Raw genomic sequence first — 11842 nt, 5'->3', positions numbered from 1 at the left:
TTTGCTCAAATATAAAGGCCTTAACGAGGAGAAAAATGAAAGGATTTATGAATAGTTTGTTGTTGTCATCCCCGAGGAATTTAGTCGGGGATCCGTTGTTATTAAAAAAGAAAAACGACAGATTCCCGAACCCTGCGGGCCGCCCCACACTCGGGAATGACATCGTTATGAAAAAAGGAGGTCATCCTGAATTTAGTTCAGGATCTACCACTTGGGTTGTTAGCCGTGGATTTACTTTAATTGAACTATTAGTTGTTGTGCTTATCATCGGCATTTTGGCGAGTGTCGCCCTGCCACAATATCAAAAGGCCGTGGCCAAGGCGCGTTATACGCAAATGATTACGGCGGGCAAATCGTTAAAAGACGCAATGGAAGTATATTATATGGCAAATGGGGATTACCCGGCGTTTTGGAGCCAGTTGGATATTACTTATCCTGGTTGTAGTGAAAGAGAAGGCCGATACTTACTTCGGTGTGATAAATTTATAGTAGATATGTTTGCCGGAGAAAATAAAAACCTTGTTTTTTATGATACATATGGATTGGAAAATGACGGGAAAGATAAAGATACCGGTTTTTTAGGCTCACATACGCAAGCCACTTATACGGTTTGGCTGGACCAGTCGGAAAATCCCGGGAAAACTTCTTGCAGTAGCAGAATTACAGGCCTGTGCCAAAGTATGGGCTTTTGAGTAAATATAAAAAGCACCCCGGGCGTAATGAACCTGGGGTGTTTTATCTAAAAAAGTCATACAGAATAGAGGGCGGTAATTGTTTAAGCCAATACTGGCATAAGCGATTAATGGTGCTATAACTATGCGGACTAATGTTTCTGATTTGTCTTTTACTTAGTCCTTCTAATACCCAATACTTGAACCAGATTTGGGCTTGTTTGTGTTTAAGAAGAGATTTTTGCCAGGTATAACAAGAACCGCAAGATAGGCATTTATAACGTTGGCTGCCGGATGAGGTTTTGCCGTATTTTTTTACTTGTTTACTGCCACATTTTATACAAGATTTATGCATAAGGATTGAACCAGTTCAATCCTTATGCTAGTATTTTAGGCAAACTTACGACGATAAAACATCTTTTTTAACACAAAAATAGCAACACTTTTTGGCCTTTATACCCACAACGAATTCTTCCAAACCCTGTTCAAAGACGAAGAAAAACTTAATTTTATCAAACGAATGCTCTTAGACGACTTGTATAACGAGTTAAGAAATTCCAACCAATAGATTAAATAAAACTGCTCCTGCTTGGGACGGTTTTCTGAGAGTAGACCCATATATGTTATAATAAAAAAATAGATTGTAGGCGCAGTTATTTTGTAAAAGAGAGGACGGATATTATGACTATATTCATCATATTTATGGTTGTCTGGGCAGTTGCCATACTTTTAACAAAGGGTTTAGGATATTTTATCGTGTGGCTAATACCGGTATGCACGGCTTTTCTTTTAAAGTGGCTTATTGGAGGGGTGCTGGGCGCTATTGTAGGCATTATTGGAGCAGCTATCGTTTATTATGGGATACTTTTATTGGGCATAAAGATGGCGAGACAAGCGGGGTATAGTGATATAGAAGATTATGCCAGGGAAAATGTAAAAAAATAATACACTTTGATTATAGTCTATTTATGTAGCAAAGGAACTTTTTATTACATACCTTACATAATACCCCGGGTGTAAACCCGGGGATGAACGAAAATTCCGCCGCAAGAAAACGGCGTTTTCTTCCTGTTTGTTAGTGTCGGGCAAAATCAAGCGAAACTGAGATTTTGAAACAGAATAAGCCCGGGGTGCTTTTATATTAGTGCGCGCCATTGCAAGAACAGGATTGCTCCGTTAATCAAAAGAGCGCGGAAAATCTGCCGCCCGCAGGGTAACGTGCCACAGGTATTCAGTGTTGCCGTGTGTGCCTTTAATGGGGCTTTCTATTACTTCGCCGCAAACGCCGCCGTATTTTTCCTGTAAGTTTTCCTTAAAAAAATCCTGTACGCGTTTAATTGCTAATTGGCGGTTTTCCTCGGTTTTTACAATGCCGTGCGGCACTTGTTTGGGCGTCAGTTCAAATTGTGGTTTAATTAAAAATACGATTTCACTTTCCGGCGCCATTACTTTAAAAAGCGGCTCCATAATCATTGTAAGCGAAATGAAAGACACGTCCACCGCCGCAAATTGCGGGGCTTCGTCAAACAAATCCGCCGTCATATAGCGGGCGTTTGTTTCGGGCTTAAAATGGAAGTTCTTGTAGCGGCGCATTTCATTAGCCAGTTGCCCCTTGCCCACATCCACGCCATAGACCTCTTTAGCCCCGGCCTGAATCATACAGTCGCTAAATCCGCCTGTCGCCACGCCGATATCCACGCATACTTTGTTCTTAATATCAATGTTCCAATGCTTTAAGGCTCCGGCCAGTTTCAGGCCGCCGCGCGATACATACGGGCAGGATTTTTCTTTGAGGGAAATTTTGTCCTCAGGCAAAATGGTGCGGTCGGCGCGGGTGTCAATTTCACCGTTTACCAACACTTCGCCCGCCATAATGGAGGCTTGGGCGCGGTTGCGGCTTTGGAAGAAGCCCTGTTCTACAAGTGCCATATCCAGGCGTAATTTTTTATTTGCCATTTTCGTCCTCGGCCAATTCGGTGTCAAAGGGTTCCGTCATCATTTCGGCCCCCTTCTTTTTTAATTCTTCCACCTTAAATTTGACGGTTTCCAACTTTTGCGAAAGTTCCTTGGAAAGGGTTACGCCCTCTTCAAACAGTTTGACGGACGCGTCCAAATCGGTTTGTTCTTCCTCCAACTTGGCGACGATTTCCTCCAAGCGGGAGAGTTGCTTTTCAAAATTAAATTTTGTCATAAATCCTCACTTAACGGTGGTATGAATCATACCGTCCTGTACTTGAATATATACGGTTTCACCCGGGGCGGTTTGGTTTACCCGGCTGATGACGGAACCGTCCCGCTTGCGCGTAATGCTGTACCCGCGTTTTAACACGGCTTGCGGGCCGAGTGCCGACAGTTGGCCTTTGGCCAGTTTAAAGCGGTGCGAAAAATTATTCAGTTTTTCCTTCCAGGCGTTTTCCAAGCGGGCGTTTAGTTCGTCCAAATCTTGTTCTTTATTTTGCGTAATGGTTTCCGGGTGGAGAAACCCTCGGCTGTTTACACACAGGTCATAGCGGCGTTTGGCGCGCTCGTAAAACAAACTAACGGATTGCAACAAGCGTTTTTGTAATTGCTTGATATAATCCTGTGTGTTTTGGGAATTTTTGACCACCAGTTCCGCCGCGGCGGAGGGAGTGGGGGCGCGTAAATCGGCTACGAAATCGGCAATGGTAAAATCTACTTCGTGCCCTACGCACGAAATAACAGGAATTTTACTTTTAAAAATAGCGCGCGCGACAACCTCTTCGTTAAACGCCCACAAATCTTCTATGCTTCCGCCTCCGCGCCCAACTAATAACACATCTAGCGCAGGTTTAAAACGGTTTAAATCCGCAATGGCTTGGGCAATTTGCGGGGCGGCTTCGTCCCCTTGCACAAGCACCGGGGCAATTAAAATTTCTAAATGCGGGCTGCGGCGCTTTAACACGGATAAAATATCCCGCACCGCCGCCCCCGTGGGCGAGGTTACCACGCCGATACGCTGGGGGTAAGCGGGAATCGGTTTTTTATGTTCGGGGGCGAAAAGGCCCTCGGCCTCTAATTTCTTTTTTAGTTTTTCAAATTCTAAATACAGGTTTCCCTTGGATAGGGCTTCCACGGTTTTTACTACAATTTGGTAGCGCCCTTGTTTGGCGTAGCAGGATAAACTGCCCCACACGCGGACCTGTAACCCTTCTTGCAGTTCGCCCGGGAATTTGCGCGCATCCCATTTGAACATTACAGCAGATAACAGGGCTTCACGGTCCTTTAAATCAAAGTAAATGTGCCCGCTGGCGGCTTCGCGCAAGTTGCTGATTTCTCCCTCTACAAAGATATCGCGGAAGACTCCCTCCAATGTCTGCTTGACGGCAAGCGTAATGGCGGTAACGGTGAAGACCTGTCCTCTGAAAGGGGCTTCGGGTTCCATTTATTCTCCTTTGATTTTTTTGAGCCGTTCAATGAGGGCGGCTTCTTTGCCCAATACGCCGGGTTTAAAAAATTTCAACGGGCTGGGCATATAGAGTTGTTTAACGTAATGGTTGGGATAATCGTGCGCGTATTTGTAGCCGCGGTTTTTGCCGCCGGAGCGCAAATTGTCCGGCACCGGGCGGTACTTGCCTTCGCGTACTTCTTGCAGGGCGGCGTCCACCGCCAGATATGCAGAGTTGCTTTTGGGGCAACAGGCTACATAAATAGCCGCGTGCGCCAAGGGGATGCGGACTTCGGGCATACCCAACTCTTCCGCCGCTTGGAACGCGGCCTGCGCAATCATCAGAGCGGCGGGCTCGGCAAGGCCCACATCCTCGCTGGCGCAAATTAAAATGCGCCGCGCGATAAAGCGCGGGTCCTCGCCGCTTTCCAGCATACGTGCCAGCCAATAAACGGCGGCGTCCGGGTCTGAACCGCGCATTGATTTAATAAAAGCGGAAATAATATCGTAATGCTCGTCGCCCTTTTTATCGTAATTTAAGTGGCGGCGTTGGATGCACTCTTGCGCAATTTCCAAGGTAATATGTTTTATTTTATCCTCGCCCGGTTCCGTGGTTACAAACGCCAGTTCAGCCGCGTTTAGCATTTTGCGGCTGTCGCCGTTGGCTTGCGTGATAAAATAGTCGGCGGCGTCTGGGGCGATTTTCGCGTGTTCCTTTTCGGCCGCGCGCGTTAAAATTTTAAGCAAATCTTTTGCGCCCAACGCCTTAAATTCAAAAACGGAAAAACGGGATAACAACGCGGTATTAATATAAAAATATGGGTTTTCGGTCGTAATGCCGATTAAAATAATGTCCCCGCGCTCCACGGACGGTAATAATACATCCTGCTGGGTTTTGTTAAAGTGATGAATTTCGTCCAAAATGACCAATGTTCGTTTTTGGTCAAAGGTGGGCGTGCGGGCACGCTCCTTGGCTTCCGCCAGAACCTTTTTAATATCCGCCACCCCCGCGGCGGCGGCGTTTAGTTCTACCGTATAGGCCTGCGTGCGCGAAGCGATATAGCGCGCGGTGGCCGTTTTGCCACAGCCGGGCGGGCCAAAGAAAACGGCGGATTTAATCATATCCGCTTCCAACAGGCGGCGCAACATTTTGCCCGGGCCCAACAAGTGTGGCTGCCCGGCAAATTCTTCTAAGGTTTTTGGCGCTTGGCGCGCGGCCAGCGGAATATTTTCGTCTTCTTGCATAAATTTATTTATGGTTGGCGTTCAGGGCGGATTGCAGTTTTACAATCAAATCGTCCACGCGGGATTCTTCTTCCTTGCGTTTCCCGCCGTCGTTTTGGCGTTGCAAATACGCCACGGCCGCAAAGTGAAGTGCGGTCATAAGGGCTTGTTTGAGCGTATCTATTTCGTCCAAACTCTGCATATATTTTTCCACCGTTGCGGCTAGGTCCGTCAGTTCCACGGCGCCGAGTTCGGTGGTTTCTATATCCAGCGGGATACGCTTGATTTCTACTTGAACAATCTCTTTGGCCATATAAGGTTATTTTACTTTTTTCCTTCTTTTTTTTGCAAAAAGAAGCAAAGTTTTTCTTCTTCTTTTTCTGGGAGCAGAAAAAGAACCAAAAAGACTCGTTGCCCAACGCCTTATAAAATGCAGGTTTTGCCGGGCATTTTTACAACTCGCCTGCGGCTCAAACAAATAAAAATGCTCCTCCGCCAAAACCGCCTTTTATAAACAAGGCAAGGGCAACTGGAACGGCACAAAAGGAAATAATACCTTATGTAAATGGCGAAAGAGGGAAACTCCTTTTTAAAATGCCGCTTTATTTTCCCTATACAGCCACCTAAAATACTATAATAAGATATATGACTATCACCGAATTTCAACAAGCCTGCTCCGCTATTGAGCAGGACTACAAAACAAAAATCACCCAAGCGGCCGATTTAGCCGCCGTGGAAGAACTGCGCGTAGCGGCCCTCGGGCGCAAAGGCGCATTAACGGAACTTTTAAAAGGTTTAAAAGATTTTTCCATTGAAGAAAAGAAACAAGCCGGCCCCTTGGGCAACGCCTTAAAGGCCGCCCTCTCCGCCGCGCTGGACGAAAAAACCGAATTTTTTGCCGCTAAACAAATTAACGACGAATTAAATAAAGTAAACTTGGATTTGACTCTCCCCGGCTACCCTGTGGCCAAAGGCCACCGCCACCCGCTTTCCGTGGCGCAGGACCGTATGACGACGATTCTTTCCCGCTTGGGTTTTGAGTGGGCCGAAGGCCCGTGGGTGGAGGACGAAAAGCATAACTTTGATTTGCTTAACATCCCTCTGCACCACCCGGCGCGCGACGCACAGGATACCTTTTTTGTGGACGGCAAAATGCCGCTCGTACTGCGCACGCACACCTCTAACGTGCAAAGCCGCTATATGGAAAAACATAAACCGCCGCTTCGCATTATGGCCCCGGGCCGCGTATTTAGAAACGACAGTTTGGACGCTACGCACAGCCCCGTATTCCACCAAATTGAAGGCTTGTATGTGGATAAAAACGTCAGTATGGCCAGCCTCAAAAGCGACTTAACCGCCTTTATGAAAGGGCTCTTTGGCAACAAGGCCGAAATCCGCTTCCGCCCGTCGTTCTTTCCGTTTACGGAACCCAGCGTAGAAGTGGACGTGAAATGCGTCTTTTGCCAAGGTAAAGGGTGCAACGTATGCAAGGGCAGCGGCTGGATTGAAATGTTGGGCGCGGGTGTTGTGCACCCCAATGTGCTTAGAAATTGCGGCATTGACCCCGAGCAGTTTAGCGGGTACGCCTTTGGTATGGGCGTGGAACGCTTGGCGATGATGATGCTCAACATTAAAGATATCCGCACGTTTTACGAAAACGACTTGCGCGTACTCAAACAATTTTAAGGACGGATTATGAAAATTTTGTATTCTTGGCTCAAAGATTTTATTGATATTGATTTAACTCCCGAGGAGTTGGTAAAAAAATTGACCGACCTCGGTATAGAAGTAGCCTCCGTGGAAAAAACAGGCGCGGATTTTGAGGGCGTGCGCGTGGCGCAAATCATCAAAATTGAAGACCACCCCAATTCCGACCATTTGCACTTGGTAACCTTGGATTTAGGCGGTGGCAAAACCCAGCGCGTGGTGTGCGGCGCGCCGAACGTGGCCGTTGGCCAAAAGGTGCCGCTGGCTCTCTTGGGTGCCCGCGTGGGCAAAATGATTATGAATCCCGTGGTTTTGCGCGGAGTGCCGTCCGAGGGGATGATTTGCTCGTCTGACGAGTTGGGTTTAACCCATACCCGCGCGCACGGTATTTTGGTGTTGGATGAAAATTTGGACCTGGGTACGGATGTTTCCACTCTTTATGGCAAGGCGGACTCCTTGTTTGATTTGGAAATTACCTCTAACCGCCCCGATTTGCTTTCCCACTTGGGTGTGGCGCGTGAACTGGCGGCCTTGCTTAATAAGCCCGTCAAAATGCCCGCCATTAAGGATTTGCCCGGCGAGGGGAAGGCTCTTAACGTAGAAATTAAAAACGCCGAAGCCTGCCCGCGCTATATCGGGCGCATTATCCGCGGGGTCAAAAATGCCGAATCCCCCGAGTGGCTTAAAACCCGCTTGGCCGCAATGGGCCTCAACCCCAAAAATGCCTTGGTGGACGTAACCAACTACGTAATGTTTGAACTGGGCAACCCTCTCCACGCGTTTGATTTGCGCGAAGTAGAGGGCGATACGGTTATCGTCCGCAACGCGGAAGAAGGGGAAAAATTTACCGTTTTGGGCGGGCGTGAACTGACGTTAAACGCTAACTGCCTGATGATTGCCGATACCAAGAAGGCCACGGCCTTGGCGGGTATTATGGGCGGGTTAGACAGCGGCATTAAAGAAGACACCAAAGACATTTTTATTGAAGCCGCTTATTTTAATCCGCCGACCATTAATAAAACGGTCAAAAAGTTTGCCATTTCGTCCGATTCTTCCCAACGCTTTGAACGCGGTACGGATATTGAGGGCGCAATGACGGCGATGCGCCGCGCGAGTGATTTGTTTGTGCAGATTTGTGGCGGTACCCCCAGCGAAATCAATGATGTTTACCCCGTTAAATACGAAAACCCGACGGTTACGTTTACCCCGGCGGAAATTAACGCTATTTTGGGTACGCAGATTAGCGATGAACGCCTAAAAGAAATTTTCGGCCGCTTGGCGGCGGAATTTCACGCGGACGGCGACAAGTGGACCTTTAAGGCGCCTACGCACCGTCGTGATTTAAACCACAAGTGGGACCTGGCCGAAGAAGCCGCGCGCTTTGCGGGTTACGATATGATTCCCGTCAGCGAAACCAAGGCCAGCCTGCAATTTGCCGATAATCCCAAAGGCATTGATTTGGGCAAAAAATATGCCGAGGCTTTAATCGGCGCGGGTTTCTGCGAGTGCAAGAATATTGATTTCTTGGGTGAAAAGGAACTCAAAACCTTTGGCTTTGACCCCAAGTTCTGCATTAAAATTAAAAACGCCTTGGCCCAAGGGTGGGATTATTTACGCCCGACGCTGTTGCCCTCTTTACTTAAAAATGTGGAGAGCAACTTCCGCTTTGGCAATACCAACTTGGCTCTTTTTGAAACGACCAAAACGTTCCAATCCATTAAAGGCTTCCCGGTGGAAGGATATGCCGTATCCGGCGTATTGACGGGCACCTTGGAGCAGGAAAAATTCTTTGGCGGGGCGGAAAAACCGGTAGATTTTTACTGGTTAAAGGGCCTGATGCAAGCCGTGCTGGCGGATGTGGAAGGCTTAACCTTGGTTCCGTCCAAAAAGGCCCCGGTGTATATGCACCCCAAAATTTGTATGGATATTATGTTGGGCGGCAAAGTAATTGGCGTGTTCGGCAAATTCCACCCGCTGGCGTTAAAGGCCTGTGGCATTAAAACGCCCGAAGTGTGGGGCTTTGAATTTGCTACGAAACTTATTGAAAAGGCTTTCTCCGCGCAGGATTTTAAACCTGCCAAGGATGTGGCTGTATTTCCTCCGTCCTTGCGCGATTTGTCCGTGGTGGTGGATGAACAAGTGTCTTATGCGGACATCGTCAGCGCGCTTGAAAAAACGCCGCTTGATGTGGATATGAATTATCACTTGATTGATTTGTATCAAGGCGAACATTTGCCCGCGGGTAAAAAGAGCGTAACGTTTAGTTTGGCGTTTTCCAATAAAGAACGCACCTTAAAGGATAAGGAAACGGACGAAGCGTTTAACCGCATTGTGGAACAGTTGCGCGGACAAGTAGGCGCGGAACTGCGGTAATATGCAGGAAAAATTAAAACAACTGGAACTTTTAACGTCGCAGGTTCTCGCCCGGCAGAAGGAATTGCAGGGCGAGAACGGCGCCTTGAAGGCGCGGGTGCGCACGTTAGAGGACGGCCTGGAAAAATTAAAAAGCACGGAAGCCGAATTGCGCGAACTCAAAGAGTGGAAGAAAAATACGCAAACGGTGTTAAAACGCTTGGCCGCCCGGTTGGATAAAGAAATCGCCAAAGCCAAAGAGGACGAGGAAAAAATCGTTTAGTTGGCACTGGCGGCAGAATTTAAAAAACGGAACGCTCTATATAGGGCGTTCCGTTTTTTGTCTGATAGTAAAATAAACTTATGCGGCGGGAGCCATTGCGGACTTTACGTCCGCGCCCATCGGGGTAGGCATCCCGTTTTTGTTTACGCAAACCAGCGTGGTTTTGCCCTTGGTGCACAAACGGCCGTTTTGGTTGGTAATCAGGTTTTCAAACACAATTTTAATGTCCGAAACCTCCAAAACTTTGGTGGAAACGTCAATCACGTCCGCATAGCGCACGGAATATTTGTATTCCACTTCCTGGCGGGCGACCACAAAGTATAAGCCGCGTTCAATAAGGGCGGGTACGGAAAAACCCTTCTCCGCCATATACAGGGTGCGGGCCTCTTCAAAATATTTCAAATAGTTGGCATAATACACCACGTTGCCGCAGTCCGTATCGTGATAAAAAATAGTCTTCTTCATTTTACTCTCCAATAATTTTAATCAAAATCCGTTTGTTTCTTTGTCCGTCAAATTCCCCGTAGAAAATAGTTTCCCACGGGCCGAAATCCAGCCGTCCGTCCGTTACCGCCACAACCACTTCGCGGCCAAGCAAGGTGCGCTTTAAGTGTGCGTCGCCGTTGTCTTCCCCGGTCAAGTTATGCTGGTATTTATCTACTCCGTAAGGGGCCAGTTTTTCAGCCCAGCGCAAAAAATCTGCGTGCAAACCGCGCTCGTTATCGTTAATAAACACGCTGGACGTAATGTGCATTGAGTTTACCAGGCATAAGCCTTCTTTAATGCCGCTTTCGGCCAAAGCCGCTTCCACCTGCGGCGTGATATTTACGATTTCGTAATGTTTTTCCGTACAAACCGTTAGATATTGGGTATAAGATTTCATATAATAAATTATACTTGATATGGAGGTCCGGCAGAACGGCCGTATGTTATGAAGAAAGAAGAATTAATGGATTTACTGCGCAATCCCGCCAAGTATCACCAAAAAAAACAAGCGGCCCAAAACCCGCGGGGGGCTCATCAATCCAACGCGCCCGTTACGGCCGAAAAACGCACGCAGGACACGCTTTTGTTGGGTGTGGGTATAAGTGTGGTGGCGTTGGTGTTAATTACGCTGGTGATTATTTTGTCCGCCCAAAAACGGGCCGATAATTTAACGGCGGCTTTGGACCCCAACCAAGTGAAAGGACTTGCCGTATCAAATACCGAATTTAACCCCAATACGGGCGTAACATATGTGCAACTGCAAGAAGGGCAGGACCGTAACGTGGCGGTGAGCAACTTGGGTTCCACCTTGCCGATTATCAGCCGCTTTAATTTTAAGGCGTTTACGCCTAAAAGTTACGAAATTATCGGCGCGGCCCCGTGGGCGCTTACCACCAATTTTTCGTCCAATATCTCGGACCCGGATTTAATGCGCTATCTGCTGACCAACGACAAAATGTGCAAAGCCTTTTTAGCCCGTCCGGATGTGGCCCCTTTGTTGGAGGACCCGCAACTGCTCTTGGCGTTTAGTAAGGACCAAAATGCTATGGCGGAATTTTTTGACAGCGAAACCGTCAAACAGGTGCTTGCCAGCGAACCGATGGTGTTGGCGGTGGCAAACAGCCGCTTTATGAGTTATTTGCTTATCAGCAAGGCGGTTAAATACTTCCGCGACCGCCCGCAAGAGGCCGCGCGTATTATTGCATCCAACCCGTACTTAAAAGAATTGCAGCGCAACCCCAATATCCGCAAAGCGGTGCAGCAAAACACGTATTTAAAACCGATTGCAAATATTTTGCTGGGGGGTAATTCTCCGACGGGAAACGCCTCAAAAAAGGCGACGAAAAAATAATTGTTGCACACATTGCAAAAAAATTGTTATAATTTATGTGTTGAAGGTAAACAGATTTACGCGGGCGTGGTTCAATGGTAGAACGCGACCTTGCCAAGGTTGAGACGAGAGTTCGATTCTCTTCGCCCGCTCCATTTAAAAGCCCCGGATTATTCCGGGGCTTTTAGTTTTTATATCTTGCTTCGTTTTTTCCCTTAATATTTCCAAAAAATGGGCTGTGTACGGCTTTATTGTATTGCTTTTTGCCGTCATCCCGGAAGGTTTTTATCCGGGAGCTGTTGTTGCCGTTTCGTTGGCTAGCATCATTACAAAAAGCGTGTTGCCTAATAAATCAAAAGGGCACGGACAAGTGGCGGGCTGCA

The 11842-nt window shown here is 47.6% G+C and carries 13 protein-coding genes, 1 tRNA gene and 1 pseudogene; 7 read left to right on the top strand and 8 right to left on the bottom strand.

Going from position 1 to position 11842, the window contains the following annotated elements; all coding sequences use genetic code 11:
• The first annotated feature begins 167 nt into the window (after positions 1 to 167).
• Positions 168 to 692 carry a type IV pilin protein gene (locus B2118_RS05260; RefSeq protein WP_428053850.1) on the top strand — a complete coding sequence of 175 codons (525 nt, stop codon included), beginning with the start codon at positions 168 to 170 and terminating at the stop codon, positions 690 to 692.
• Positions 693 to 735: 43 nt separating this feature from the next.
• Here the strand turns inward: B2118_RS05260 and B2118_RS05255 are convergent, their stop codons facing one another.
• Complete coding sequence (locus B2118_RS05255; RefSeq protein WP_428053848.1) at positions 736 to 1026, bottom strand: transposase; 291 nt, start codon at positions 1024 to 1026, stop codon at positions 736 to 738.
• 326 nt (positions 1027 to 1352) lie between these two features.
• On the opposite strand from B2118_RS05255, the gene B2118_RS05250 reads away from it, so the two are divergent.
• Positions 1353 to 1616, top strand: coding sequence for a hypothetical protein (locus B2118_RS05250; RefSeq protein WP_428053846.1), 264 nt, complete (start codon positions 1353 to 1355; stop codon positions 1614 to 1616).
• Between the two features lie 231 nt (positions 1617 to 1847).
• On the opposite strand, the gene B2118_RS05245 is transcribed toward B2118_RS05250, so the two are convergent.
• From B2118_RS05245 to B2118_RS05225, 5 genes and pseudogenes are all read right to left on the bottom strand, one after another.
• A complete protein-coding gene (locus B2118_RS05245; protein ID WP_428053844.1) occupies positions 1848 to 2627 on the bottom strand; it encodes a TlyA family RNA methyltransferase in 780 nt (259 codons plus the stop codon).
• Positions 2617 to 2862, bottom strand: coding sequence for an exodeoxyribonuclease VII small subunit (gene xseB, locus B2118_RS05240; RefSeq protein ID WP_428053842.1), 246 nt, complete (start codon positions 2860 to 2862; stop codon positions 2617 to 2619). Before xseB ends, B2118_RS05245 begins: the two co-directional genes overlap by 11 nt.
• A 69-nt stretch (positions 2863 to 2931) precedes the next feature.
• Positions 2932 to 4074: pseudogene (xseA, locus tag B2118_RS05235) on the bottom strand (exodeoxyribonuclease VII large subunit); the annotation flags it as partial.
• A complete protein-coding gene (locus tag B2118_RS05230; protein WP_428053840.1) occupies positions 4075 to 5322 on the bottom strand; it encodes a replication-associated recombination protein A in 1248 nt (415 codons plus the stop codon).
• 4 nt (positions 5323 to 5326) lie between these two features.
• Positions 5327 to 5614, bottom strand: a complete 288-nt coding sequence (locus B2118_RS05225; protein ID WP_428053838.1) for a hypothetical protein — start codon at positions 5612 to 5614, stop codon at positions 5327 to 5329.
• A gap of 332 nt (positions 5615 to 5946) precedes the next feature.
• Between B2118_RS05225 and pheS the strand changes: the two genes are divergently transcribed.
• The 3 genes from pheS to B2118_RS05210 are packed head-to-tail and all read left to right on the top strand — an operon-like array spanning position 5947 to position 9643.
• Complete coding sequence (gene pheS / locus B2118_RS05220) at positions 5947 to 6987, top strand: phenylalanine--tRNA ligase subunit alpha (RefSeq protein WP_428053836.1); 1041 nt, start codon at positions 5947 to 5949, stop codon at positions 6985 to 6987.
• Between the two features lie 9 nt (positions 6988 to 6996).
• Positions 6997 to 9381: a phenylalanine--tRNA ligase subunit beta gene (pheT, locus tag B2118_RS05215; protein WP_428053834.1), complete on the top strand. Its 2385-nt coding sequence runs from the start codon at positions 6997 to 6999 to the stop codon at positions 9379 to 9381.
• Between the two features lies 1 nt (position 9382).
• On the top strand, positions 9383 to 9643 hold the full coding sequence (locus tag B2118_RS05210; RefSeq protein WP_428053832.1) for a hypothetical protein: 261 nt from the start codon (positions 9383 to 9385) through the stop codon (positions 9641 to 9643).
• Positions 9644 to 9721: 78 nt separating this feature from the next.
• Here B2118_RS05210 and B2118_RS05205 read toward each other — a convergent pair whose 3' ends face one another.
• Positions 9722 to 10108, bottom strand: coding sequence for an acyl-CoA thioesterase (locus tag B2118_RS05205; protein WP_428053830.1), 387 nt, complete (start codon positions 10106 to 10108; stop codon positions 9722 to 9724).
• A 1-nt stretch (position 10109) separates the two neighbouring features.
• Positions 10110 to 10526, bottom strand: coding sequence for a secondary thiamine-phosphate synthase enzyme YjbQ (locus tag B2118_RS05200; protein WP_428053828.1), 417 nt, complete (start codon positions 10524 to 10526; stop codon positions 10110 to 10112).
• A 48-nt stretch (positions 10527 to 10574) separates the two neighbouring features.
• Between B2118_RS05200 and B2118_RS05195 the strand changes: the two genes are divergently transcribed.
• Both B2118_RS05195 and B2118_RS05190 read left to right on the top strand, forming a co-directional pair.
• The gene (locus tag B2118_RS05195) at positions 10575 to 11480 is read left to right on the top strand and encodes a hypothetical protein (RefSeq protein ID WP_428053826.1); all 906 of its coding nucleotides are present in this window, start codon (positions 10575 to 10577) and stop codon (positions 11478 to 11480) included.
• Positions 11481 to 11540: 60 nt separating this feature from the next.
• Positions 11541 to 11614: transfer RNA gene (locus B2118_RS05190), tRNA-Gly, on the top strand.
• Positions 11615 to 11842: the final 228 nt, after the last annotated feature.

The organism is Candidatus Avelusimicrobium stercoris, from assembly GCF_002437085.1.
Taxonomy (GTDB): Bacteria; Elusimicrobiota; Elusimicrobia; order Elusimicrobiales; family Elusimicrobiaceae; genus Avelusimicrobium; species Avelusimicrobium stercoris.
Note: the sequence above shows the minus strand (reverse complement) of the source record. Positions and strands in the feature narration are given on the sequence as shown.

Bases quoted from the DNA above. Each gene is read 5' to 3' on its own strand.
- B2118_RS05255 (WP_428053848.1), bottom strand. From the start codon at position 1,026: ATGCATAAATCTTGTATAAAATGTGGCAGTAAACAAGTAAAAAAATAC.
- B2118_RS05245 (WP_428053844.1), bottom strand. From the start codon at position 2,627: ATGGCAAATAAAAAATTACGCCTGGATATGGCACTTGTAGAACAGGGC.
- B2118_RS05250 (WP_428053846.1), top strand. From the start codon at position 1,353: ATGACTATATTCATCATATTTATGGTTGTCTGGGCAGTTGCCATACTT.
- pheS (WP_428053836.1), top strand. From the start codon at position 5,947: ATGACTATCACCGAATTTCAACAAGCCTGCTCCGCTATTGAGCAGGAC.
- B2118_RS05210 (WP_428053832.1), top strand. From the start codon at position 9,383: ATGCAGGAAAAATTAAAACAACTGGAACTTTTAACGTCGCAGGTTCTC.
- B2118_RS05260 (WP_428053850.1), top strand. From the start codon at position 168: ATGAAAAAAGGAGGTCATCCTGAATTTAGTTCAGGATCTACCACTTGG.
- B2118_RS05205 (WP_428053830.1), bottom strand. From the start codon at position 10,108: ATGAAGAAGACTATTTTTTATCACGATACGGACTGCGGCAACGTGGTG.
- B2118_RS05225 (WP_428053838.1), bottom strand. From the start codon at position 5,614: ATGGCCAAAGAGATTGTTCAAGTAGAAATCAAGCGTATCCCGCTGGAT.
- pheT (WP_428053834.1), top strand. From the start codon at position 6,997: ATGAAAATTTTGTATTCTTGGCTCAAAGATTTTATTGATATTGATTTA.
- B2118_RS05195 (WP_428053826.1), top strand. From the start codon at position 10,575: ATGAAGAAAGAAGAATTAATGGATTTACTGCGCAATCCCGCCAAGTAT.
- B2118_RS05230 (WP_428053840.1), bottom strand. From the start codon at position 5,322: ATGCAAGAAGACGAAAATATTCCGCTGGCCGCGCGCCAAGCGCCAAAA.
- xseB (WP_428053842.1), bottom strand. From the start codon at position 2,862: ATGACAAAATTTAATTTTGAAAAGCAACTCTCCCGCTTGGAGGAAATC.
- B2118_RS05200 (WP_428053828.1), bottom strand. From the start codon at position 10,526: ATGAAATCTTATACCCAATATCTAACGGTTTGTACGGAAAAACATTAC.